Below are 23098 nucleotides of genomic sequence, written 5' to 3'. Positions count from 1 at the left end.
CTGTCTCAAGCAGCGCGCCTCGCGCGCCGCGTCGGGTTCGTTTCGATGCGCCGCGCGTCGCGCGGCCGGTTCGTCGTCTCGTGTGAAACCGCGCTCAGCCCTTCACCGCGCCCGCCGTCAGGCCGCGCACGAAGTAGCGGCCGGCGATCACGTAGACGAGCAGCGTCGGCAGCGCGGCGATGATCGCGCCCGCCATGTCGACGTTGTATTCCTTCACGCCCGTCGACGTGTTGACGAGGTTGTTCAGCGCGACCGTGATCGGCATCGAGTCGACGCCGGAGAACACGATCCCGAACAGGAAGTCGTTCCAGATCTGCGTGAACTGCCAGATCAGGCATACCATGAAGATCGGCAGCGACACCGGCAGCAGGATCTTCGTGAAGATCGTGAAGAAGCCCGCGCCGTCGATGCGCGCCGCCTTCACGAGCTCGGCCGGCACGCTCACGTAGAAGTTGCGGAAGAACATCGTCGTGAACGCGATGCCGTACACGACGTGCACGAACACGAGGCCGGGAATCGTATTCGCGAGGCCCAGCATCCCCTGCAGGCGCGCCATCGGCAGCAGGATCACCTGGAACGGGATGAAGCAGCCGACCAGCATCATCGTGAACAGCGCGTCCGCGCCGCGAAAGCGCCAGTGCGTGAGCACGTAGCCGTTGAACGCGCCGATCAGCGACGAGATCAGCACGGCCGGGATCACCATCTGCAGCGAATTCAGGAAGAACGGCTTCATGCCATCGCAGCGCACGCCGGTACAGGCCCCGCTCCACGCCTTCACCCACGGCTCGAGGGTCCAGTGCGTCGGCGGCGTCAGCAGGTTGCCGGTGCGCAGCTGGTCGAGGTCCTTGAACGACGTCGACAGCATCACGTAGATCGGGAACAGGAAGTACAGCGCGAACAGGATCAGCGCCGCGTAGATCACTGCCCGGCCTGTCGCGGCCCGGCTGATTTGCATCTTAGGCTGCATTGCGGGTGCTCCTCGATTCCATATACATCAGCGGCACGAGCACCGCCACCACCGTCGCGAGCATCATCACCGACGATGCGGCGCCGAGGCCGAGCTGGCCGCGGTTGAACGAAAACGTGTACATGAACATCGCCGGCAGCGACGACGACGTGCCGGGCCCGCCCGCCGTCAGCGCGACGACGAGGTCGAAAGTCTTGATCGTGATGTGGCAGAGGATCAGCAGCACCGAGAAGAACACCGGGCGCATGCTCGGGATCACGATCTTGCGATAGATGGTCGGCAGCGTCGCGCCGTCGACCTGCGCGGCCTTGAAGATCTCGCTGTCGACGCCGCGCAGGCCCGCGAGGAACAGCGCCATCACGAAGCCCGTCGATTGCCACACGGCCGCGATCACGACGCAGAAGATCGCCTTGTCCGGATCGTCGAGCCAGCCGAACGAGAAGCTCGTCCAGCCCCAGTCGTGCATCACCTTCTCGAGGCCGAGGCCCGGGTTCAGGATCCACTGCCACGCGGTGCCGGTCACGATGAACGACAGCGCCATCGGGTACAGGAAGATCGCGCGCAGCGCGCCTTCGTTGCGGATCTTCTGGTCGAGCAGGATCGCGAGGAACAGACCGAGCGCGACGCAGATCGCGATGAACGGAATGCCGAACCAGCCGAGGTTCGCGGCGGAGGTCCACCACACGTCGTTCTGGAACAGGTCCGTGTAGCGGCCGAAGCCGTCGAACTCGTAGTTCGGCAACAGCCGCGAACGGGTCAGCGACAGATAGCCGGTAATCAGGATGAAGCCGTAGATGAACACCACGGCGATCGCCACGCTGGGCGCGAGCACCAGCTTCGGAATCCAGCGATCGGCGAAGGCCGACATCGGCGACGTGCGCGTGACGGCAGCGCCGGATCCGTTTCCGCTAAGAGGGGCAGCCACTTGATTCGACTCCTGGAACGAGAGTGACGCCGGCCTCGATCCGGCCGGCGTCGGGTGCGGCGCGGGCCCGGCGGACGGGCCCGTTTGCTGCGCATGCAAGAACGCCCGGCGGATGAAACGAGGCAGGCCGGGCGTTCGTCGCGTGCGTTACTTCACCTTCGCGGCTTTCGCGAGCGCGGCGACCGCGCTCTTCGAATCCTGCTGCGAGTTCATGAACTTCGTCACGACGTCGGTGATCGCGCCGGCGGTCGCGTCGCCCTGCGCCATGCCGTGCGCGAGCGACGGCACGAAGCCGCCCGACTTGATCGCGGTCTGCTCGTCCGCATACGACTTCTTCGCGCAGTCGTCGAACTTGTCCATCTTCACGCCGAGGCGCACCGGCACCGAGCCCTTCAGCAGGCTGAACTGCTCCTGGAAGTCCGGCGTCATGATCGTCTTCGCGAGCGCGAGCTGGCCCGGCGTCGCGGCGCTCTGGCCCTTCTGCTGGAAGAACACGAACGAATCGACGTTGAACGTAAACGCGTTCGCGGTGCCCGGCACCGGCGCGCAGATGTAGTCCTTGCCCGCCTTCTTGCCCGCGGTCTCGAACTCGCCCTTCGCCCAGTCGCCCATGAACTGCATGCCGGCCTTGCCGTTGATGACCATCGCGGTCGCGAGGTTCCAGTCGCGGCCGTTGCGGCCGCTGTCGAAGTAGCCCTGGATCTTGCGCACGGTGTTGAACACGTCGAGCATCTGCGGCGACGTCAGCGTCGCCTGGTCGAGATCGACCAGCGCCTTCTTGTAGAACGCCGGGCCCTGCGACAGCACGACGTCTTCCCACAGCGTCAGGTCCTGCCACGGCTGGCCGCCCATCGCGATCGGCTGGATGCCCGCGGCCTTCAGCTTGTCGGCGACCGCGAAGAATTCGGGCCATGTGGCCGGCGCCTTCGCGCCGACCTTGTCGAGCGCGGCCTTGTTGATATAGAGCCAGTTCACGCGGTGCACCGAGAACGGCGCGCCGACGGTGTGGCCCTTGTACTTCATGATCTTGTCGATTTCCGGCGGCAGGTTCTGCTTCCAGTCGCCGGTTGCCTGGTCGATGTTGACGAGCACGCCCTGCTCGGCCCAGTCCTGGATCAGCGGACCCTTGATCTGCGCGGCCGACGGCGCGTCGCCGCTGATCACCTTGGTCTTCAGCGCGGTCATCGCCGCGGCGCCCGCGCCGCCCGCGACCGCGAAGTCCTTCCAGACGTAGCCCTGCTTCTGCAGGTCGTCCTTCAGCACGCCGACGGCCTTCGATTCGCCGCCCGAGGTCCACCAGTGCAGCACCGTCACATTCTCGGCCGCCTGCGCCGCCGCGGTGCCGGCCATCAGGCCTGCCGCGCACAGCGCGCCCATGATCGCGCGAACTTTCATTACTTATCTCCTCCAGACTGAATCAACTCGTGAGGTTCCCTTCAGGAACCGGCTTCTTGGTGACGACGGGGAAATCGAGCCGCGAGACGCTGCGCGCGTACGGGGCCGATGACCGGCCGGGCTCTTACAGAAAGCGTGACTTGAGATTCAACGGCGTGTCTCCTCTTGTGTTTCTGGCCCGCCGCGACGCGGCGCGAGCCCGGGGCCGACGACGTGCGCACGATGCGCGTCATCAATGTCCGATAACATTCGGCACATGGTGCTCCCGGCGACGAAGCACGCGCTGTTGCATCGACCGCGCTTCATTTTTTCTTCGTCCGGGTGCTACCCCTTGCGGCGGATTGTAGTTAAACTACAATTCAGTGTCAAAAATATTTTTATCGCACTACGGATCGCTTCAGAGCACCCCAACCCGGGCGGAGACACATGCATACCGATTCCAGCTTTACCTTCGTACTTTTCGGCGGCACCGGCGATTTGTCGATGCGCAAGATCCTCCCGGCGCTGTTCGAGGCGCACCGCGCGAACATGCTGGCGCAGAGCGGCCGGATCGTCGCGGTCGCGCGTCACTCGGCTGATCTCGCCGAGTATCTCGAGTGGGTCGAGGAACATGTGAAGCCGCACGCGGCGAAGGCATCGCGCGGCGCGTTCGACGAGGCCGCCTGGAAAAGCTTCGTCGAGCGCATCGTGTACGTGAAGCTCGACCTCGGCCGCGCGGAAGATTACGCACTGCTGCGCGACACGGTCGACCCGTTGCCCGGCACCCGGGTGTTCTATCTCGCGACGGGCCCGTCGCTGTTCGAGCCGATCTGCAAGGCGCTCGCGTCGGTCGGCCTGAACCAGGGCGCGCGCATCGTGCTCGAGAAGCCGCTCGGCTACGACCTGCGCTCGTCGAACGCGATCAACGACGCGGTCGGCGAGATCTTCGCGGAAGACCAGATCTACCGGATCGACCATTACCTCGGCAAGGAGCCGGTGCAGAACCTGCTCGCGCTGCGCTTCGGCAACGCGCTGTTCGAGCCGCTGTGGCGCCGCGAATGGGTCGAGAGCATCCAGATCACGATCGCCGAGGAGCTCGGCGTCGAGGCGCGCGGCGATTTCTACGACAATACCGGCGCGCTGCGCGACATGGTGCAGAACCACCTGCTGCAACTGCTGTCGATCGTCGCGATGGAGCCGCCGCACTCGATGGATTCCGATTCGGTGCGCGACGAGAAGCTGCGCGTGCTGCGTGCGCTGAAGCCCGTCGATCCGCGCGACATCGGCAAGGTCGCGGTGCGCGGCCAGTATCACGCGGGCGTGATCAAGGGCGCGCAGGTGCCGGCCTATGCGACCGAGCCGGGCGTGAAGCCCGACAGCCAGACCGAGACCTTCGTCGCGCTGAAGGCCGAGATCGAGAACTGGCGCTGGGCCGGCGTGCCGTTCTTCCTGCGCACCGGCAAGCGGCTCGCCGACCGCGTCGCGGAGATCGTCGTCAACTTCCGTCCGGTGCCGCACTCGGCACTCGGGCCGACCGCGCTGCGCCCCGGCGCGAACCGCCTCGTGATCCGCCTGCAGCCGAACGAGACGATTCGCCTGTACTGCCTCGCGAAGCAGCCCGGCGAAGGGATGAACCTCGCGAGCGTGCACCTCGACCTCGCGTTCGACCAGTTCTTCAAGGAAGGCCAGATGGAGGCGTACCAGCGCCTCCTGCTCGACGTGATCAACGGCCGCCTCGCGCTGTTCGTGCGCCGCGACGAGCAGGAAGCCGCATGGCGCTGGGTCGAGCCGATCCTGAACGAATGGGCGCGCTCGCTGAAGCCGCCGAAGCCGTATGCGGCCGGCACGTGGGGCCCGGCCGCGGCGAGCGCGATGCTCGCGCAGCACGGCACCTGCTGGCTCGAAGAAGAGAACTGATGCAATGGGCGGGCGCTGTGCACGCGACGCCCGCCGCCGTACCCAAACACCATACGATTCAACAGACAACAGCAGTCCGGAGGAGATGTGATCGAGATTCACGCTTTCGACACCCAGGAAGCGCAAGGCGACGCGCTCGCGCAGGCGGTCGGCGACGCGCTGCGCGCGGCGCTCGCCCGCCCCGCGCGCGCGACGCTCGCGGTGTCCGGCGGCACCAGCCCCCGCCCGTTCCTGCAGACGCTGTCGCACGCGGCGCTCGACTGGGCCAGCGTCGACGTCACGCTGGTCGACGACCGCTGGGTGCCGGAAGACGATGCCGCGAGCAACGCGCGCCTCGTGCGCGACACGCTGCTGCAGCATGCGGCCGCGCCCGCCACGTTCCTGCCGCTCGTCGACACCGGCGCCGCGCTCGACGCGCACGTCGCCGCGCTGAACGCGAACCCCGCGCACCGCCTGCCCGACGTCGCGGTGCTCGGCATGGGCGAGGACGGCCACACCGCGTCGATCTTCGCCGACGCGCCCGAATGGGACCATGCGATCACGACCGCCGAGCGGTTCGTCGCCGTGCATCCGGGCGCCGCGCCGCATGCGCGCGTGAGCTTTTCGCTCGATGCGCTCAAGCGCATCGACCGGCTGTTCCTGCTGATCGCGGGCAACCGCAAACGCGAGGTGCTCGAGGCCGCCGCCTCGTCGCCGCAGAAGAACGCCATTTCGCAACTGGCCAACGACAAGGGGACCCAGCTCGATGTCTACTGGTGCGCAAAGTAAAGTCGCCGCCGCGGGCCAGCATGCCGACGGCCCGCGCCTGCTCGCGGACGTCGGCGGCACCAACGCGCGCTTCGCGCTGGAAACCGGCCCGGGCGAGATCACGCAGATTCGCGTCTACCCGGGCGCCGAGTATCCGACGCTCACCGACGCGATCCGCAAATACCTGAAGGACGTGAAGATCGCCCGCGTGAACCACGCGGCGATCGCGATCGCGAACCCGGTCGACGGCGACCAGGTCACGATGACCAACCACGACTGGACCTTCTCGATCGAGGCGACGCGCCGCGCGCTCGGCTTCGACACGCTGCTGGTCGTCAACGACTTCACCGCGCTCGCGATGGCGCTGCCGGGCCTGACCGATGCGCAGCGCGTGCAGATCGGCGGCGGCACGCGCCGCCAGAACGGCGTGATCGGGCTGCTCGGCCCCGGCACCGGGCTCGGCGTGTCCGGGCTGATTCCGGCCGACGACCGCTGGATCGCGCTCGGCAGCGAGGGCGGCCACGCGTCGTTCGCGCCGCAGGACGAGCGCGAGGATCTCGTGCTGCAGTACGCGCGCAAGAAGTTTCCGCACGTATCGTTCGAACGCGTGTGCGCGGGGCCCGGCATCGAGATCGTCTATCGCGCGCTCGCCGCGCGCGACAAGAAGCGCGTCGCGGCGAGCGTCGACACCGCCGAGATCGTCGAGCGCGCGCATGCGGGCGACGCGCTCGCGCTCGAGACGGTCGAGTGCTTCTGCTCGATCCTCGGCACGTTCGCCGGCAACATCGCGGTGACGCTCGGCTCGCTCGGCGGCGTCTACATCGGCGGCGGGGTCGCGCTGAAGCTCGGCGAGCTGTTCACGCGCTCGCCGTTCCGCGCGCGCTTCGAGGCGAAGGGCCGCTTCGAAGCGTATCTCGCGAACATCCCGACCTACCTGATCACCGCCGAATATCCGGCGTTCCTCGGCGTGTCGGCGATCCTCGCGGAACAGCTGTCGAATCGTTCGGGCGGCGCGTCGTCGGCCGTGTTCGAGCGGATCCGCCAGATGCGCGACGCGCTCACGCCGGCCGAGCGCCGCGTCGCCGATCTCGCGCTGAACCATCCGCGCTCGATCATCAACGACCCGATCGTCGACATCGCGCGCAAGGCCGACGTGAGCCAGCCGACGGTGATCCGCTTCTGCCGCTCGCTCGGCTGCCAGGGGCTGTCCGACTTCAAGCTGAAGCTCGCGACGGGCCTCACCGGCACGATCCCGATGAGCCACAGCCAGGTGCATCTCGGCGACACCGCGACCGACTTCGGCGCGAAGGTGCTCGACAACACCGTGTCGTCGATCCTGCAGCTGCGCGAGCACCTGAACTTCGAGCACGTCGAGAACGCGATCGAGATCCTGAACGGCGCACGGCGCATCGAGTTCTACGGGCTCGGCAATTCGAACATCGTCGCGCAGGACGCGCACTACAAGTTCTTCCGCTTCGGGATTCCGACCATCGCGTACGGCGACCTGTACATGCAGGCCGCGTCGGCCGCGCTGCTCGGCAAGGGCGACGTGATCGTCGCGGTGTCGAAGTCGGGCCGCGCGCCGGAGCTGCTGCGCGTGCTCGAAGTCGCGATGCAGGCCGGCGCGAAGGTGATCGCGATCACGTCGAGCAACACGCCGCTCGCGAAGCGCGCGACCGTCGCGCTCGAGACCGATCACATCGAGATGCGCGAATCGCAGCTGTCGATGATCTCGCGAATCCTGCATCTGCTGATGATCGACATCCTCGCGGTCGGCGTCGCGATCCGCCGCGCGGCGCCGAACGCGGAGCTGACCGAGGCCGTCGCGCAGGCGAAGGCGCGCGCGAACGACGACGAAACCGCCGACGTGCTCGAATGGCTGAGCCACGGCGCGTCGCCGGCGGCGCGGGACGCCGCGCGGGACTGACGCGCGCGGCGGCATCGCCCGCTCCATGAAAAAACGCCACCGGCGCATCGCGCGCGGTGGCGTTTTTTTATCCGGGGCCGTGAATCAGGCGCCCGCCCTCGCCGGCCGCCCATGCCAGCGCAGCAACAGGGTCCGCCCGACGAAGCACAGCACGCCGGTCACGCCGATCGTCACGCCCATCGCGAACGGCGTGCCGTCCGCGAGCGCGCCGATCGCAACGCTCGCAAGCGCGCCGAGCGCGAGCTGCATCGCGCCGAACACGGCCGCCGACGCGCCCGCGTTGTGCGGATAGCGGTGCATCAGGTCGGTCGTGCAGTTCGCGGACAGAATCCCGACCACACCGACGACGAAGAACAGGCACACCACGATCGACCACAGCCCGCCCCACCCCGTCAGCGCGACGAGCGCAACCGCGAGCGACGCGGTGCAGCTCACGAGCGACGCCGCCGCGATGAGCCGCAGCGAGCCGACCCGGCCGACGAGCCGCGTATTCGAGAAGTTGCCGATCATGATGCCGACCACGTTCAGGCCGAACAGCAGCCCGTAATGCTGCGGCGACACGTGGAAGTACTCGATATAGACGAACGGCGTCGCGGTGATGTACGAGAACATCGACGCGAACGCCATCCCGCCGCACAGCATGTGCCCCCACGCGACCGGATCGGACAGGATGCGTCCGTAAGACGCGAACGACGCGAGCACCGCCGCGCTCTTGCGCCGCTCCTTCGGCCAGGTCTCGGGCACGCGCAGGTACGCGGTCACCGCGCACAGCGCGCCGAACGCCGCGAGCACGACGAACACGCCGCGCCAGCCGGCGAAGCGCAGGATCTGTCCGCCGAGCAAGGGGGCGAGCAGCGGCCCGACCGCGGTGACGATCGCCACCATCGACAGCACCTTCGCCGCGTCGGTCGGTTCGTGCGCGTCGCGCGCGATCGCCCGCGCGAGCACCGACGCCGCGCCGGCGCCGAGCGCCTGCAGGAAGCGCACGACGATCAGCATGTCGATCGAGCCGGCCACGAAGCAGCCGATGCTCGCGAGCGTGAACAGCGCGATGCCGCCTAGCAGCACCGGGCGCCGGCCCCAGGTGTCGGACAGCGGGCCGTACAGCAGCATGCCGATCGAGAAGCCGGCCATGAAGCTCGTCAGCGTGCGCTGCGCGGCGCCGGGGCTGACGGAGAAGCCTTGCGCGATCGACGGCAGGCTCGGCAGGTACATGTCGGTGGCGATCGGCCCGCAGGCGGCGAGCGCGCCGAGCAACAGGATCAGCCGGGCATCGGGCCGGCGCCGGACGACGTGAGGCATGGAAATCCGCAAAGGAGCCGGCGCGCATCGGGCGCGCGCGGCGGTGAAGATGGAAGCGCGGCAGCCGGGTGCGGCGCCGCCAAGCCCATGATTGTACGCGCAACTTTTTCAGGCCACCTGATTCGGCGCCAACCCGCGCGCGCGGTGCGCCGCCGCGCGCCGATTGGATTAAGCTTGCTTCCCTTGTCTGACCAATCCCCGTCCCGACCGAACCGATGACCGCTTTCCTGCTGATCTGGAGCCCCAAGAAATGGCCTTGGCCCGAGCTGCCCGACGTCGCCGCGCGCGTGAAGGCCGGCGAGGCCGTGCACGACGTGTGGGGCTGCGGCTTCGCGCGCGGCATCCTGCCGGGCGACCGCGTGTTCCTGCACCGGGTCGCGAAGGAGCCCAAGGGCGTGTTCGGCTCCGGCTACGTGACGCGCGCGCCGTATGAGGTGGCCGATCCGTCGACGAAGCGCGGCTACCGCCTGTGCATCGACTTCGTCTACGACTGGCTCGTCGACGCGCACCAGGAAGTCGCGATCCCGCGCGATGCGCTGCGCGTGCACCCGTACTCGGTGCAGACGTGGGACGCACAGACTTCCGGCACGTCGATCAAGCCGATGGTCGAGGGCCCGCTCGAGAAGCGCTGGGCCGAGCTGACCGGCAAGCGCAAGCCGGCGCGCTAAGGCCTGTTCACGCTAATAGCGGGCTTGCGCTGGCCGCCAGAAGGGCCGAGCGCGAGGAATGGGACGAAGCGAATACCGGGCGTATTCGCAAGGAGCATGACGCGGCGATCGGCCCTTCTGGCGGCCAGCCCCTGGAATGAATTTTTTAATCACGGGAACGTGCCTTGCCGGCCGTATTGCGGCGTCGGGCGTCGCTTGTTTGGCTCGGCCAAACGGCGCTCCTTCCTCCTTGCACTACGGCCGGCAAGGCACGTTCGCAAGCCCGTTATTAGCGTGAACAGGCCTTGGCCGTTGCCCCAATCCCCCACGCGCCGAATGGCCGCACGCCGCCCGCCGGCTCACCGCGCGCGTCTCCGGTACAATCGGACGATCGTTCCGCCCAGGCGCCGCGGCCCGTGCACCGGCCCGCCCGCGCCGTTCTCTCGCAGGTTTCGCTCATGTCCAACAATCAGATCCTCTTCGAACGCGCGCAGCAAACCATTCCCGGCGGCGTCAACTCGCCGGTCCGCGCGTTCCGCTCGGTCGGCGGCACGCCGCGCTTCGTGTCGCGCGCGCAAGGCCCGTACTTCTGGGATGCCGACGGCAAGCAGTACATCGACTACATCGGCTCGTGGGGCCCGATGATCGTCGGCCACGTCCATCCCGAAGTGCTCGCGGCCGTGCAGAAGGTGCTCGGCGACGGCTTCTCGTTCGGCGCGCCGACCGAGGCCGAGATCGAGATCGCCGAGGAAATCTGCAAGCTCGTGCCGTCGATCGAGCAGGTGCGGATGGTGTCGAGCGGCACCGAGGCGACGATGAGCGCGCTGCGCCTCGCGCGCGGCTTCACGGGTCGCAGCCGCATCGTCAAGTTCGAGGGCTGCTACCACGGCCACGCGGACAGCCTGCTCGTGAAGGCCGGCTCGGGCCTCCTGACGTTCGGCAACCCGACGTCGGCCGGCGTGCCCGCCGACATCGCGAAGCACACGACCGTGCTCGAATACAACAACGTCGCCAAGCTCGAGGAAGCGTTCGCCGCGTTCGGCGACGAGATCGCCGCGGTGATCGTCGAGCCGGTCGCCGGCAACATGAACCTCGTGCGCGGCACGCCGGAATTCCTGAACGCGCTGCGCGCGCTGTGCACGAAGCACGGCGCGGTGCTGATCTTCGACGAAGTGATGTGCGGCTTCCGCGTCGCGCTCGGCGGCGCGCAGGCGTACTACGGGATCACGGCCGACCTGACCTGCCTCGGCAAGGTGATCGGCGGCGGGATGCCGGCCGCCGCGTTCGGCGGCCGCCGCGACATCATGGCCCACCTCGCGCCGCTCGGCGGCGTCTACCAGGCCGGCACGCTGTCGGGCAACCCGATCGCGGTCGCCGCGGGCCTGAAGACGCTGCAGCTGATCCAGGCGCCCGGCTTCTACGACGCGCTCACCGCGCAGACCAAGCGCCTCGCCGACGGCCTCGCCGCCGAGGCGCGCGCGGCCGGCGTGCCGTTCGCGGCCGACTCGATCGGCGCGATGTTCGGCCTCTACTTCGCCGAGCGCGTGCCGGCGAGCTTCGCCGAAGTCACGCAGAGCAACATCGAGCGCTTCAACCGCTTCTTCCACCTGATGCTCGACGAGGGCGTCTATTTCGCGCCGTCCGCGTATGAAGCCGGGTTCGTATCGAGCACGCACGACGACGCGGTGATCGACGCGACGCTCGGCGCCGCGCGCCGCGCGTTCGCCGCGCTGGCGGCCGCGTAAGCCGGGGCCGCGCGGATGTTTTCGGATACCGATTTCGCCCACATGCAGCGCGCGCTCGCGCTCGCGGCGCGCGGCATGTACACGACGACGCCGAACCCGCGGGTCGGCTGCGTGATCGTCAAGGACGGCGACGTGATCGGCGAAGGCTTCACGCAGCCGGCCGGCCAGGACCACGCGGAAGTGCAGGCGCTGAAGGATGCGCGTTCGCGCGGCCACGATGTCGCGGGCTCGACCGTCTACGTGACGCTCGAGCCGTGCAGCCACTTCGGCCGCACGCCGCCGTGCGCGAACGCGCTGATCGACGCGCGCGTCGCGAAGGTCGTCGCGGCGATGGAAGACCCGAATCCGCAGGTGTCGGGGCGCGGCCTCGGGATGCTGCGCGACGCGGGCATCGACGTGCGCTGCGGGCTGCTCGCGCATGAAGCGGGCGAACTCAACATCGGCTTCGTGTCGCGGATGACGCGCGGCCGCCCGTGGGTGCGGATGAAGACCGCCGCGTCGCTCGACGGCCGCACCGCGCTGCCGTCCGGCGAGAGCCAGTGGATCACCGGCGACGACGCGCGGCTCGACGGCCATGCATGGCGCGCGCGCGCGTGCGCGATCCTCACCGGCATCGGCACCGTGCGCGAGGACGACCCGCAGCTGACCGTGCGCGGCATCGACACGCCGCGCCAGCCGCGGCGCGTGCTGGTCGACAGCCGGCTCGAGCTGCCGCTCGACGCGCGCCTGCTCGAAGGCGCGCCGCTCCTGATCTTCTGCGGCCGGCTCGACGCCGCGGGCGAAGCGCGCGCGGCGGCGCTGAAGGCGCGCGGCGCGGAAATCGTGCCGCTGCCGAACGCGCACGGCAAGGTCGACCTGCCGGGCATGCTGACGGCGCTCGGCGCGCGCGGCATCAACGAATTGCACGTCGAGGCGGGCCACAAGCTGAACGGCTCGCTGCTGCGCGAGCACTGCGTCGACGAACTGCTGGTCTACCTCGCGCCGAGCCTGCTCGGCGCCGACGCGACCGGCATGTTCGATCTCGCCGCGCCGGCAAGTCTCGACGCGCGCGCGCGGCTCTCATTTCACAGCATTGAGCGGATCGGCGACGATCTGCGGATCCTGGCGCGCTTCGCGCCGCCCACCGCCTCTCATTGAACGGAATCGTCACGATGTTTACCGGAATTGTCGCGGCCGTCGGCCGCATCGAATCGATCAAGCCGCTCGGCTCATCGCCGGACGCGGGCGTGCGCCTGACCGTGAAAGCCGGCGGGCTCGACCTCGCCGACGTCGCGCTCGGCGACAGCATCGCGATCCAGGGCGCGTGCATGACGGTGATCGAGAAGACCGCCGACGCGTTCGACGTCGAAGTGTCGCGCGAGAGCCTGAACCTCACGGTCGGCCTCGCGGAGCCGGGCGACGTCAATCTCGAGAAAGCGCTGCGCGCGCACGACCGGCTCGGCGGGCACATCGTGTCGGGCCACGTGGACGGGCTCGGCACCGTGTCGCACTTCGCGCCGGTCGGCGAGTCGCACGAGCTGCGCATCGTCGCGCCGCGCCAGCTCGGCCGCTATCTCGCGTACAAGGGTTCGATCACGGTCAACGGCGTGAGCCTGACCGTGAACTCGGTTGCGGACCGCGCCGACGGCTGCGAGTTCTCGATCAACCTGATTCCGCATACGGTCGAGGTCACGACGCTGCGTCACCTGCGGGCAGGCAGCCAGGTGAATCTCGAAATCGACATGATCGCGCGCTACGTCGAGCGGATGCTGTCGACGTCGCCTTCGGCAGGCACGCCGCAGGACTGATTCACCCGGCGTCGTCCGCCGCGCGTCAGGCCGCCACGTCGGCGCGCTGCGCGTGCGCGGCGACGGTCACGCGGTCGCGCCCTGCCGCCTTCGCCGCATACAGTGCGGCATCGGCCCGGGCCATCAACTGCGACAGCGGCTCGCCGGCAACGCGCTCGGCGACACCCGCGCTGAACGTGAACCTGACGCCGCCACGGGTCGATCCGGCGGCGGCGCCCGCCAGCGATGCGCGCAGGCGATCGATCACGCGCGCCGCTTCATCCGCGGGCGTATCGGGGCACAGCACCGCGAACTCCTCCCCGCCCAGCCGCCCGAACAGGTCGCGAGACCGGATGCCCCCCGCCATCACCGCCGCAAAATGCACGAGCGCCTGGTCGCCCGCCGCATGGCCGTGGCGATCGTTGATGGCCTTGAAGTTGTCGAGGTCGACGATGACGAGCGAGTGCGGCGAGCCGGCACGCGCCGCGCGCCCGCACCGCTGTTCGGCCTGCTCGAGAAAGGCCCCGCGCATCAGCGCGCCCGTCAGGCCGTCGACGGTCGCAAGCCGCTCGAGGCGTTCCGCGATGCGGTCGTGCGCCAGCATCACGACGCCCATCGACAGGCACGACAGGCTCAGCACGGCAAGTGCGACGAACGCGACGTTCAACGGCGTCGCGTGCAGCAGCGACGCGTCGCCGCCGTGCCCGAGCGCGAACGCGACGCCGCGCGCGAACTGGACGATCGCGCCGGCAGTCGCGACCACCCACACGAAGCCGTAGGCGAACGCCGGACGGTGCGCGGGCCGCCGGCGATACGCGAGCCAGCCGATCGCGACACGGACGTACACGGCAATCACGGACACAAGTACGACGCGCAGGTTCGACGGCGCTCCAGCCCATGCACACCAGACGACCGCCGCGACCAGCAGCGCGGCCGCGGCCAGCTCCGTCCGATACACGGGCCGCACGCCGAAGAATTGCCGGAAGCCCTGCAGGATCGCGAGCGTCGCGCACACGTACGGCACGACGGCGACCGGGACGGCCATCGGGGACGACGGCGCGGCGAGCAGCGCGCCGACCGCGATCGCGAGCAATGCCTGCGACGCGAGCCAGCGGCGCACGCCCGGCACGTCGGCGCGCCACAGCGAGCCGAGCACCGCCGACGTCGCGACGCAATTGATCAGCAGGACGAGCAGCAGAACGGCGGGAGTCGACATGTCCGGGGAGCATCCGATCGAAATCGCCAAGCGCCGTCGCGCGCGCCGCCATCGGCGCGCGAAACCGGTGGCGTGATGGCCGTCGGCGCGGGCAATACGCAGCCCGGCGTTGTGGTCTGTCCGCCGGCGAGGCGGTGGTGGTGCGCGCATTCTACCCGGTACGGACTGCCGGTCGCGACTCGCCCGTCCGGCCCTGCGCACGCCGGCCCTGGCCGTTCGGCCAGCGTCGCGCACGCGCGATGCCGGCGCGCTATGATGCTGCAGCGGCCATTGCACCGCTCCCGCTGCACCATGCCATCGCGCGCCGGCGCGCGCACGATCGTCCCCTTCGAGGAAACGCCCATGTCCATTTCGATGTACCAGGCCTCGGTGCCTGTCCTGATCCGCGGCCTGACCAACCTGCAGCACATCCTCGGCAAAGCCCAGGCGCACGCGGCCGAAAAGCAGATCGATCCGTCGGTGCTGATCGGCGCCCGGCTGTTTCCGGACATGGCGCCGCTCGTGCGCCAGGTCTACATCGCGACCGACACCGCGAAGGGCTGCGCCGCGCGGCTCGCGGGCGTCGAGATCCCGAGCTACCCGGACGTCGAGCAGACGTTCGACGAGCTGCACGCACGCCTGCAGAAGACGATCGACTACCTGAACGGCTTCGACGCGGCGCAGATCGACGGCTCGGAAACGCGCGAGATCGTGCTCAAGATGCGCGTCGGCCCGCTCGAATTCTCGGGCCAGTCGTACCTGCTGAATTTCGTGCTGCCCAACTTCTTCTTCCACGTGACGACCGCGTATGACATCCTGCGCCACAACGGCGTCGAACTCGGCAAGCTCGATTTTCTCGGCGGCCGCGACGGCCGCATGTGACGCGCCCCGGCCGCTGGTCCGGGCGGCGCGGCGGCCGTGCCGGACCCGTTCCGCGGCCGGCCCCGCCCGCGCCAGCCGAAACCCGGTCCGGCTGGCGTAAAATACGCACTTTCTCCTTTCTCGCCCCCTTATGACGCTCGCCTCCACGCCCGACATCATTGCCGAGCTGAAAGCCGGCCGGATGGTGATCCTGGTCGACGAAGAAGATCGCGAAAACGAAGGCGATCTCGTGATCGCCGCCGAATTCGTGACGCCGGAAGCGATCAACTTCATGGCCAGGTACGGCCGCGGCCTGATTTGTCTGACGTTGACGCAGGAACGCTGCAAGCAGCTGCATCTGCCGCTGATGACGTACCGCAACGGCACGCAATACGGCACCGCTTTCACGGTCAGCATCGAAGCGGCCGAAGGCGTGACGACCGGCATCTCGGCGGCCGACCGCGCGCATACGATCGCGACGGCGGTCGCGCACGACGTGCGCCCCGAGCACATCGTGCAGCCGGGCCACGTGTTCCCGATCATGGCGCAGCCGGGCGGCGTGCTCGTGCGCGCGGGCCATACCGAGGCCGGCTGCGATTTCACCGCGCTCGCGGGCCTCACGCCCGCCGCGGTGATCTGCGAGATCATCAAGGACGACGGGACGATGGCGCGCCTGCCCGACCTGATCGAGTTCGCGAAGGAACACGGGCTGAAGATCGGCACGATCGCCGACCTGATCCACTACCGCAGCCGCACCGAGTCGATCATCGAGCGCGTCGCCGAGCGCACGATGCAGACCGCGCACGGCACGTTCCGCGCGGTGCTGTACCGCGACCAGCCGACCGGCTCGCCGCACATCGCGCTGGTGCGCGGCACGCCGTCGCCGGATGTCGACACGCCGGTGCGCGTGCACGAGCCGCTGTCGGTGCTCGACCTGCTCGAGACCGGCACCTCGACGCACTCGTGGACGCTCGACGCCGCGATGCGCGAGATCGCGCAACGCGACCACGGCGTGATCGTGCTGCTCAACTGCGGCGACACGAAGGAACATCTGGTCGACGTCTTCAAGGCGTTCGACGAAGAAGAGAAGGCCGCGGCGCTGAAGCGCCGGCCGGTCGATTTCAAGACGTTCGGCATCGGCGCGCAGATCCTGCGCGATGTCGGCGTCGGCAAGATGCAGGTGCTGTCGAATCCGCGCAAACTGGGCAGCATGTCCGGCTACGGCCTCGAAGTCACGGGCTTCGTGCCGATGCCCGGCGGCGAAGCCAAGGCCTGCGGCTCGGCGCCGCACGCGTAACCCGTCACGGCATTTTCGCCTTATAACCGCTTATCCACACCACGGACAAAGATCATGGAAATCGGACAATACCAACCGAATCTCGAAGGCGACGGCCTGCGTATCGGCATCGTGCAATCCCGCTTCAACGAGCCCGTGTGCAACGGCCTCGCCGATGCGTGCGTCGAAGAGCTGGAGCGCCTCGGCGTCTCCGGCGAAGACGTGCTGCTGGTGTCGGTGCCGGGCGCGCTCGAAATCCCGCTCGCGCTGCAGAAGCTCGCGGAAAGCGGCCAGTTCGACGCGCTGATCGCGCTCGGCGCGGTGATCCGCGGCGAGACCTACCACTTCGAACTCGTGTCGAACGAGAGCGGCGCGGGCATCACCCGCATCGGCCTCGACTTCAACCTGCCGATCGCGAACGCGGTGCTGACGACCGACACCGACGAGCAGGCCGTCGCGCGCATGACCGAAAAGGGTCGTGACGCGGCGCGCGTCGCGGTCGAGATGGCCAATCTGACGATGGCGCTCGACCAGCTCGGCGACGAGGAAGACGAAGAAGAGGACGAAGACGACGAAGAGGAGCGCGCATGAAGAAGAGCGCCCGCCGACAATCGCGCGAGCTGGCGACGCAAGGCCTGTATCAGTGGCTGCTGTCGAACGCGTCTTCAGGCGAGATCGACGCGCAACTGCGCGGCGCGCTGGGTTACGACAAGGCCGACAAGGACCTGCTGGACGCAATCCTGCACGGCGTGATCCGCGAGCACGCAACGCTCGCGGAAGCGCTCACGCCGTGCCTCGACCGTCCGATCGACCAACTCTCCCCGATCGAACGGGCGGTGCTGCTGATCGCGACGTTCGAGCTCACGCACCACGTCGAAACGCCGTACCGCGTGATCATCAATGAAGCGGTCGAGCTGACCAAGACGTTCGGCGGCTCCGACGGCTACAAGTACGTGAACGGTGTGCTCGACAAGCTCGCCGCCAAGCTGCGCCCCGCCGAAACGCAGGCGCGCCGCAACGGCTGATCCTCCGACGGGCGCGCATGCGCCCGTTTTTTTTATCGCTCCCCTCCCCCGACCCGCCGATGAATACCACCGCCGATTCGCTCGTCACGCTCGCAGCGCGCGTCGACGCGATCCAGCCGTTCTACGTGATGGAACTGATGAAAGAGGCGCAGCGGCTCGAAGCCGCCGGCCGCGACGTCATCCACATGGGCATCGGCGAGCCGGACTTCACCGCGCCGGAGCCGGTCGTCGAGGCTGCCGCCGCGGCGCTGCGCCAGGGCGTCACGCAATATACGAGCGCGCTCGGCATCGCGCCGCTGCGCGAGGCGATCGCCGCGCACTATGCGCGCGCGTACGGCATCACCGTCAGCCCCGAGCGGATCGTCGTGACCGCCGGCGCCTCCGCCGCACTCCTGCTCGCGTGCCTCGCGCTCGTCGGGCGCGACGACGAGGTGCTGATGCCCGACCCGTCGTATCCGTGCAACCGGCACTTCGTCGCGGCGGCCGAAGGCCGCGCGGTGCTCGTGCCGAGCGGTCCGGCCGCGCGCTTCCAGCTCACCGCGGACGACGTCCGGCGGCTATGGGGCGACAGGACGCGCGGCGTGCTGCTCGCGTCGCCGTCGAACCCGACCGGCACGTCGCTCGAGCCCGACGAGATGAAGCGGATCGTCGAGGCGGTGCGCGCCCGAGGCGGCTTCACGATCGTCGACGAGATCTACCAGGGGCTCAGCTACGACGCGCCGCCCGTGTCGGCGCTGTCGTTCGGCGACGACGTGGTCACCGTCAACAGCTTCTCGAAGTATTTCAGCATGACCGGCTGGCGGCTCGGCTGGCTGGTCGTCCCGCCTGCGCTCGTCGGCACGTTCGAGAAGCTCGCGCAGAACCTGTTCATCTGCCCGTCCGCGCTCGCGCAGCACGCGGCGCTTGCGTGCTTCGAGCCGGCCACGCTCGACATCTACGAAGCGCGCCGCCTCGAATTCAAGCGGCGCCGCGACTTCATCGCGCCGGCGCTCGGGCAGCTCGGCTTCACGGTGCCCGTGATGCCGGACGGCGCGTTCTATGTCTACGCCCATTGCGGCGGCGTCGCGCATCCGGCGGCCGGCGACAGCGCGGCGCTCACGCAGGCGATGCTGCACGATGCCGGCGTCGTGCTCGTGCCGGGCATGGACTTCGGCGTCCATGCGCCGCGCGACTATATCCGGCTGTCTTATGCGACCGCCTACTCGCGCCTCGAGGAGGCGGTCGAGCGGCTCGCGACGCTGTTCCGGCTGCGCTGACCGGCCGCGCACATCGCCGCGCGGGCGCGAGCCGAAGCGCGGCGGCGCACGTCAAGGCGAGCCCGGCCGAGAAACCCGCTATTTGCCGACGCAGAAACGAAAAAAGCACCCAGTGGGTGCTTTTTCGTTTCCGGCGGGGATGCTGCTCGCGTTACGCGCCCAGCTCCGCGTGATCGCCGTGCGGCTGCTTCGCGGTATCGACGCTGGCATCGTCCTGCTGCTGCGCCTTCGGCGCGGCCGTCTTCGCCGTCAGCGGCTGGGCCGCTTCGAGCGTCGCGTGGACGCGCTTCGCACCGCCCGCCGCCGTCATCGCGGCGGTGACGATCGGCTTCGCCGGCGCCTGCGGCGCATTGATCGGCACGCTGCGACCGCGCGCGACGTCGCGCAGGCGTCCGCGCTCGGCCATCACCTTCGAGCCGTAGGCGTTGTCCTCCGGGTTCGTCGAGCCGTTGTACAGGCGCAGGCCGCTCGCGAGCGAGCCGCCGCGCGCGATGCAGTCCTTCAGCACGAGCGCGCCGACCTGGAGGTTGGCAAGCGGCTGCAGCGCGGTGTCGGTGCCGCCGAAATACTCGAACTTGTCGGAATGGACCTTCGACATCACCTGCATCAGGCCCTTCGCGCCGACGCCGCTCTCCGCATACGGATTGAAGCCCGACTCGATCGCCATCACGGACAGCAGCAGCAGCGGATCGAGGCCGATGTCGTGGCCGGTCTGGAACGCGGCCTTGACGAGTTGCCCGACCGGCTCCTGCGCGACGCGGTAGCGGCGCGACAGGTAGGTGGCGACGAGCGCCTGCTGGCGGTTCGACGCGAGCGAGCGGTCGTCGCGCGCATCGGCGGCGACGCGCTGGGCCGGGATCATCTTCGCGAGCGTAACGGGCGACGGGCTGTTGCGGGACGCATCGGCCGCGTCGTTCTGCGCGACAGCGTCCGATGCGACATCGAGACCGACCGCAAGCGCGTCGGTTTCCGGACCGTCGTCCTGCTGCGGCTGCGCGCCGGCCGGCGCGAAATTCGGCAGCGGATGGCCGGTCAGCAAACGCGCCGGACCGGCCTGCACGGCCGCGGACACGACCGGCATCAGCTTCGCGGCGAGCGTGCCGCGCGCGGTTGGCAGCAGCCAGAGGGCAAGCGCAATCGCAACAGCGAGACAGCCTACGACGCTGAATAAGTGGTGACTGACACGCGTCCCGCGACGCAGCATATCGCGCACGATTTGTGCATGCTGCTCATTGGGACGCCACGATAACCAAGCGTTCATTCAGATCTCCCATGAACATGATTCGTGCGGCTCGCTCAGCTCGATGGCGAGACAGAATGCGCCGCGGAATCACGACGCCGCACGTCTGGTCTGGACGGCAGGCATCGGAGAAACGGTATAAGTACCGTTCGAGGCCACGGCAAGACAGGGCCGACGCCTTCATATCCATATGAAGGCGGGCAAACGCGGTGGCACTCACGCAAAAAACCAGCGTCAGGAGGCGCTGGCTGTGACTACGACTAGAGCCGTCGGACAGGCCGTGCAGGTTTCGGCAGACGGTGACGCGCTGCGTCAAAGGATCGGTGATTGGCGGCTTGAAGCCTTGTACCCTGCAACCAATGTCAGCGGATTCTAACAGGGTTTTATAGATCGTCAACACTATAAAATGTCAAAATCATAACAAAAAGTAATTATAAAGCCCCCTTCAGAAGCTCAAGCCCCTTGCCGTAAGGGGTTTGCGCGCCGTCGACTTTTTTCTCGGCCGGGCAGTTGCGCGACCGGCCGGGTAAAATCGTCGGTCGATTCGGGGCCGCAGCCGGCCGCTGCGCCCGCCCATCGCCGCCCGACCATGCGGGCGGCCCGGACCTTGTTCATGAAATACAAAGACTTACGCGATTTCATCCAGCGCCTCGAGGCGCTCGGCGAACTGCGGCGCATCACGCAGCCGGTGTCGCCCGTACTCGAAATGACCGAGCTGTGCGACCGCGTGCTGCGCGCCGGCGGCCCCGCGCTGCTGTTCGATGCGCCGCCCGGCTACGCGTTCCCGGTGCTCGGCAACCTGTTCGGCACGCCGCGGCGCGTCGCGCTCGGCATGGGCGTCGATGCGGGCGACGACGCCGCGCTCGCGTCGCTGCGCGACCTCGGGCGCCTGCTGTCCGCGCTGAAGGAGCCCGATCCGCCGCGCAGCCTGAAGGACGCCGGCAAGCTGCTGTCGCTCGCGAAGGCCGTGTGGGACATGGCGCCGAAGACGGTGTCGTCGCCGCCGTGCCAGGAGATCGTCTGGGAAGGCAACGACGTCGACCTCGCCAGGCTGCCGATCCAGACCTGCTGGCCGGGCGATGCGGGCCCGCTCGTCACGTGGGGCCTGACGGTCACGCGCGGGCCGAACAAGCCGCGCCAGAACCTCGGCATCTACCGCCAGCAGCTGATCGGCCGCAACAAGCTGATCATGCGCTGGCTCGCGCATCGCGGCGGCGCCCTCGACTTCCGCGAATTCGCGCTGCGCAACCCCGGCAAGCCGTATCCGGTCGCCGTCGTGCTCGGCGCGGACCCCGCCACGACGCTCGGCGCGGTCACGCCGGTGCCCGACTCGCTGTCCGAATACCAGTTCGCGGGCCTGCTGCGCGGCAGCCGCACCGAGCTCGCGAAGTGCCTGACGCCCGGCGTCGACGCGCTGCAGGTGCCCGCGCGCGCGGAGATCGTGCTGGAGGGTTTCATCTATCCGCAGGACGGCACGCCCGGGCCCGCCCCCGCCGGCGCGCCGCCGCGCCCGGCGAACAGCGCGTCCGCCGCGTACGAGCACGCGCTCGAAGGGCCGTACGGCGACCACACCGGCTATTACAACGAGCAGGAGTGGTTCCCGGTGTTCACGGTCGAGCGCATCACGATGCGCCGCGACGCGCTCTATCACTCGACCTACACCGGCAAGCCGCCTGACGAGCCCGCGGTGCTCGGCGTCGCGCTCAACGAGGTGTTCGTGCCGCTGCTGCAGAAGCAGTTCGCGGAGATCACCGACTTCTACCTGCCGCCCGAGGGCTGCAGCTACCGGATGGCCATCGTCCAGATGAAGAAGAGCTACGCGGGCCATGCGAAGCGCGTGATGTTCGGCGTCTGGAGCTTCCTGCGCCAGTTCATGTATACGAAGTTCATCGTCGTCGTCGACGAGGACGTGAACGTGCGCGACTGGAAGGAAGTGATCTGGGCGATCACGACGCGCGTCGATCCGGTGCGCGACACCGTGATGGTCGACAGCACGCCGATCGACTACCTGGATTTCGCGTCGCCCGTCGCCGGCCTCGGCTCGAAGATGGGGCTCGACGCGACCAACAAGTGGCCCGGCGAGACGACCCGCGAATGGGGCCGCCCGATCGAGATGGATGCGGCCGTGAAGACCCGCGTCGATCAGCTCTGGCGCGACCTCGGCCTGTGAGGCCGCGCGCCGCCCGACTCCCGAAACCGCCAGAAGAACAACGATGAGCTTTCCACCCGCCTCGATGCTGTCCGACGGATTCTTCCTGTCGCTGTCGCTGTGTCTCGACATCGGCCTCGTCAACGTCGCGATGCTGTCGCTCACGCTGTCGCACGGCTTCCGGCCGGGATTCTGGCTGGGCGTCGGCTCGTGCGTCGGCGATCTCGTCTACGCGGCGCTCGCGCTCGCGGGGATGGCCGTGCTGCTGCAGTTCGACGCGGTGCGCTGGGTGGTGTGGATCGGCGGCGGCGCGGTGCTGCTGTTCCTGACGTGGAAGATGGCGCGCGAAGCGCTGGCGCCGGCCAAGGCGCCAGGCGACGACGGCGCGGACGACACGGCGCCGCCCCGTGCGGGCGCGCGACGCAGCTTCATGCGCGGGATGCTGCTCGCGATGTCGTCGCCGAGCGCGATCCTGTGGTTCGCGGCAGTCGGCGGCGCACTGATCGCGAAGGCCGGCGCGACCACGCCGGCGACCGCGTCAGTGTTCCTGTCCGGCTTCTTCCTCGGCGGCCTCGCGTGGACCCTCTTCATGTGCACGCTCGCGAGCCAGGGCCGCAAGCGCGCGGGCGCGGGGCTGATGCGCGCCTGCCATGTCGCGTCGGCGCTGCTGTTCGCGTATTTCTCGTACAGCGTGATCGTCGGCGGCTATCGCGACCTGATCGCCCACGCGGTCTGACCCAGCGCGCCGCGCCAGCAAAAAACGGCGCAGCGTCCTGTCA

Annotated in this window: 21 protein-coding genes; 14 read left to right on the top strand and 7 right to left on the bottom strand. The window is 68.7% G+C overall.

The genetic code is table 11. The features are described from left to right. Nucleotides 1-94: 94 nt before the first annotated feature. From KY49_RS03325 to KY49_RS03315, 3 genes are all read right to left on the bottom strand, one after another. Nucleotides 95-967, bottom strand: a complete 873-nt coding sequence (locus KY49_RS03325; RefSeq protein ID WP_042583363.1) for a carbohydrate ABC transporter permease — start codon at nucleotides 965-967, stop codon at nucleotides 95-97. After that, nucleotides 957-1892: a carbohydrate ABC transporter permease gene (locus KY49_RS03320; RefSeq protein WP_042583362.1), complete on the bottom strand. Its 936-nt coding sequence runs from the start codon at nucleotides 1890-1892 to the stop codon at nucleotides 957-959. Before KY49_RS03320 ends, KY49_RS03325 begins: the two co-directional genes overlap by 11 nt. A 147-nt stretch (nucleotides 1893-2039) precedes the next feature. Beyond that, entirely contained in the window at nucleotides 2040-3287 is a 1248-nt protein-coding gene (locus tag KY49_RS03315) for an ABC transporter substrate-binding protein (protein ID WP_042583361.1), read from the bottom strand. A gap of 426 nt (nucleotides 3288-3713) precedes the next feature. On the opposite strand from KY49_RS03315, the gene zwf reads away from it, so the two are divergent. The 3 genes from zwf (at nucleotide 3714) to KY49_RS03300 (ending at nucleotide 7857) form a co-directional block, all read left to right on the top strand. Beyond that, nucleotides 3714-5183, top strand: a complete 1470-nt coding sequence (gene zwf, locus KY49_RS03310; protein WP_042583360.1) for a glucose-6-phosphate dehydrogenase — start codon at nucleotides 3714-3716, stop codon at nucleotides 5181-5183. Nucleotides 5184-5270: 87 nt separating this feature from the next. Then, nucleotides 5271-5951 (top strand): 6-phosphogluconolactonase, encoded by a 681-nt coding sequence (gene pgl / locus KY49_RS03305; protein ID WP_042583359.1) that lies wholly within the window; start codon nucleotides 5271-5273, stop codon nucleotides 5949-5951. After that, nucleotides 5929-7857, top strand: a complete 1929-nt coding sequence (locus tag KY49_RS03300; RefSeq protein ID WP_042583358.1) for a bifunctional transcriptional regulator/glucokinase — start codon at nucleotides 5929-5931, stop codon at nucleotides 7855-7857. Before pgl ends, KY49_RS03300 begins: the two co-directional genes overlap by 23 nt. A gap of 84 nt (nucleotides 7858-7941) precedes the next feature. On the opposite strand, the gene KY49_RS03295 is transcribed toward KY49_RS03300, so the two are convergent. Next, entirely contained in the window at nucleotides 7942-9159 is a 1218-nt protein-coding gene (locus KY49_RS03295) for a Bcr/CflA family multidrug efflux MFS transporter (protein WP_010091652.1), read from the bottom strand. A 215-nt stretch (nucleotides 9160-9374) separates the two neighbouring features. Here KY49_RS03295 and KY49_RS03290 point away from each other — a divergent pair, with 215 nt between their 5' ends. The 4 genes from KY49_RS03290 (at nucleotide 9375) to KY49_RS03275 (ending at nucleotide 13338) form a co-directional block, all read left to right on the top strand. Beyond that, a complete protein-coding gene (locus KY49_RS03290; RefSeq protein WP_042583357.1) occupies nucleotides 9375-9827 on the top strand; it encodes a hypothetical protein in 453 nt (150 codons plus the stop codon). A 437-nt stretch (nucleotides 9828-10264) separates the two neighbouring features. Continuing rightward, nucleotides 10265-11551 (top strand): glutamate-1-semialdehyde 2,1-aminomutase, encoded by a 1287-nt coding sequence (hemL, locus tag KY49_RS03285; RefSeq protein WP_042583356.1) that lies wholly within the window; start codon nucleotides 10265-10267, stop codon nucleotides 11549-11551. A 15-nt stretch (nucleotides 11552-11566) separates the two neighbouring features. Beyond that, entirely contained in the window at nucleotides 11567-12688 is a 1122-nt protein-coding gene (gene ribD, locus KY49_RS03280) for a bifunctional diaminohydroxyphosphoribosylaminopyrimidine deaminase/5-amino-6-(5-phosphoribosylamino)uracil reductase RibD (RefSeq protein WP_042583355.1), read from the top strand. Between the two features lie 14 nt (nucleotides 12689-12702). Further along, a complete protein-coding gene (locus KY49_RS03275) occupies nucleotides 12703-13338 on the top strand; it encodes a riboflavin synthase (protein WP_042584534.1) in 636 nt (211 codons plus the stop codon). Nucleotides 13339-13363: 25 nt separating this feature from the next. Here KY49_RS03275 and KY49_RS03270 read toward each other — a convergent pair whose 3' ends face one another. Beyond that, entirely contained in the window at nucleotides 13364-14533 is a 1170-nt protein-coding gene (locus tag KY49_RS03270) for a GGDEF domain-containing protein (RefSeq protein WP_042583354.1), read from the bottom strand. A 342-nt stretch (nucleotides 14534-14875) separates the two neighbouring features. On the opposite strand from KY49_RS03270, the gene KY49_RS03265 reads away from it, so the two are divergent. The 5 genes from KY49_RS03265 (at nucleotide 14876) to KY49_RS03245 (ending at nucleotide 18930) form a co-directional block, all read left to right on the top strand. Next, nucleotides 14876-15394 carry a DUF1993 domain-containing protein gene (locus tag KY49_RS03265; protein WP_042584533.1) on the top strand — a complete coding sequence of 173 codons (519 nt, stop codon included), beginning with the start codon at nucleotides 14876-14878 and terminating at the stop codon, nucleotides 15392-15394. 130 nt (nucleotides 15395-15524) lie between these two features. Further along, nucleotides 15525-16670, top strand: coding sequence for a bifunctional 3,4-dihydroxy-2-butanone-4-phosphate synthase/GTP cyclohydrolase II (gene ribBA, locus KY49_RS03260; RefSeq protein WP_042583353.1), 1146 nt, complete (start codon nucleotides 15525-15527; stop codon nucleotides 16668-16670). Nucleotides 16671-16724: 54 nt separating this feature from the next. Continuing rightward, the gene (ribH, locus tag KY49_RS03255) at nucleotides 16725-17240 is read left to right on the top strand and encodes a 6,7-dimethyl-8-ribityllumazine synthase (protein ID WP_010091647.1); all 516 of its coding nucleotides are present in this window, start codon (nucleotides 16725-16727) and stop codon (nucleotides 17238-17240) included. Beyond that, nucleotides 17237-17674, top strand: a complete 438-nt coding sequence (nusB, locus tag KY49_RS03250) for a transcription antitermination factor NusB (protein WP_010091646.1) — start codon at nucleotides 17237-17239, stop codon at nucleotides 17672-17674. Before ribH ends, nusB begins: the two co-directional genes overlap by 4 nt. Before the next feature lie 59 nt (nucleotides 17675-17733). Next, nucleotides 17734-18930 (top strand): pyridoxal phosphate-dependent aminotransferase, encoded by a 1197-nt coding sequence (locus tag KY49_RS03245; RefSeq protein WP_042583352.1) that lies wholly within the window; start codon nucleotides 17734-17736, stop codon nucleotides 18928-18930. A 151-nt stretch (nucleotides 18931-19081) separates the two neighbouring features. Here the strand turns inward: KY49_RS03245 and KY49_RS03240 are convergent, their stop codons facing one another. Together KY49_RS03240 and KY49_RS36820 are read right to left on the bottom strand one after the other, a co-directional pair. Beyond that, a complete protein-coding gene (locus KY49_RS03240) occupies nucleotides 19082-20191 on the bottom strand; it encodes a lytic transglycosylase domain-containing protein (RefSeq protein ID WP_042583351.1) in 1110 nt (369 codons plus the stop codon). After that, nucleotides 20160-20570, bottom strand: a complete 411-nt coding sequence (locus KY49_RS36820) for a hypothetical protein (RefSeq protein WP_143136309.1) — start codon at nucleotides 20568-20570, stop codon at nucleotides 20160-20162. Before KY49_RS36820 ends, KY49_RS03240 begins: the two co-directional genes overlap by 32 nt. Before the next feature lie 213 nt (nucleotides 20571-20783). Here KY49_RS36820 and KY49_RS03235 point away from each other — a divergent pair, with 213 nt between their 5' ends. Both KY49_RS03235 and KY49_RS03230 read left to right on the top strand, forming a co-directional pair. After that, nucleotides 20784-22340, top strand: coding sequence for a UbiD family decarboxylase (locus KY49_RS03235; protein ID WP_042583350.1), 1557 nt, complete (start codon nucleotides 20784-20786; stop codon nucleotides 22338-22340). A gap of 43 nt (nucleotides 22341-22383) precedes the next feature. Next, nucleotides 22384-23055, top strand: a complete 672-nt coding sequence (locus tag KY49_RS03230; RefSeq protein WP_042583349.1) for a LysE family translocator — start codon at nucleotides 22384-22386, stop codon at nucleotides 23053-23055. Nucleotides 23056-23098: the final 43 nt, after the last annotated feature.

Origin of the sequence: Burkholderia sp. MSHR3999 (genome assembly GCF_000833595.1) — a bacterium.
Taxonomy (GTDB): domain Bacteria; phylum Pseudomonadota; class Gammaproteobacteria; order Burkholderiales; family Burkholderiaceae; genus Burkholderia; species Burkholderia ubonensis.
Note: the sequence above shows the minus strand (reverse complement) of the source record. Positions and strands in the feature narration are given on the sequence as shown.

Bases quoted from the DNA above. Each gene is read 5' to 3' on its own strand.
- ribH (WP_010091647.1), top strand. From the start codon at position 16,725: ATGGAAATCGGACAATACCAACCGAATCTCGAAGGCGACGGCCTGCGT.
- KY49_RS03270 (WP_042583354.1), bottom strand. From the start codon at position 14,533: ATGTCGACTCCCGCCGTTCTGCTGCTCGTCCTGCTGATCAATTGCGTC.
- KY49_RS03265 (WP_042584533.1), top strand. From the start codon at position 14,876: ATGTCCATTTCGATGTACCAGGCCTCGGTGCCTGTCCTGATCCGCGGC.
- KY49_RS03235 (WP_042583350.1), top strand. From the start codon at position 20,784: ATGAAATACAAAGACTTACGCGATTTCATCCAGCGCCTCGAGGCGCTC.
- KY49_RS03275 (WP_042584534.1), top strand. From the start codon at position 12,703: ATGTTTACCGGAATTGTCGCGGCCGTCGGCCGCATCGAATCGATCAAG.
- KY49_RS03295 (WP_010091652.1), bottom strand. From the start codon at position 9,159: ATGCCTCACGTCGTCCGGCGCCGGCCCGATGCCCGGCTGATCCTGTTG.
- KY49_RS03290 (WP_042583357.1), top strand. From the start codon at position 9,375: ATGACCGCTTTCCTGCTGATCTGGAGCCCCAAGAAATGGCCTTGGCCC.
- hemL (WP_042583356.1), top strand. From the start codon at position 10,265: ATGTCCAACAATCAGATCCTCTTCGAACGCGCGCAGCAAACCATTCCC.
- KY49_RS03240 (WP_042583351.1), bottom strand. From the start codon at position 20,191: ATGAACGCTTGGTTATCGTGGCGTCCCAATGAGCAGCATGCACAAATC.
- zwf (WP_042583360.1), top strand. From the start codon at position 3,714: ATGCATACCGATTCCAGCTTTACCTTCGTACTTTTCGGCGGCACCGGC.
- KY49_RS03315 (WP_042583361.1), bottom strand. From the start codon at position 3,287: ATGAAAGTTCGCGCGATCATGGGCGCGCTGTGCGCGGCAGGCCTGATG.
- nusB (WP_010091646.1), top strand. From the start codon at position 17,237: ATGAAGAAGAGCGCCCGCCGACAATCGCGCGAGCTGGCGACGCAAGGC.
- KY49_RS03325 (WP_042583363.1), bottom strand. From the start codon at position 967: ATGCAGCCTAAGATGCAAATCAGCCGGGCCGCGACAGGCCGGGCAGTG.
- ribD (WP_042583355.1), top strand. From the start codon at position 11,567: ATGTTTTCGGATACCGATTTCGCCCACATGCAGCGCGCGCTCGCGCTC.
- KY49_RS03300 (WP_042583358.1), top strand. From the start codon at position 5,929: ATGTCTACTGGTGCGCAAAGTAAAGTCGCCGCCGCGGGCCAGCATGCC.
- KY49_RS03230 (WP_042583349.1), top strand. From the start codon at position 22,384: ATGAGCTTTCCACCCGCCTCGATGCTGTCCGACGGATTCTTCCTGTCG.
- KY49_RS03245 (WP_042583352.1), top strand. From the start codon at position 17,734: ATGAATACCACCGCCGATTCGCTCGTCACGCTCGCAGCGCGCGTCGAC.
- ribBA (WP_042583353.1), top strand. From the start codon at position 15,525: ATGACGCTCGCCTCCACGCCCGACATCATTGCCGAGCTGAAAGCCGGC.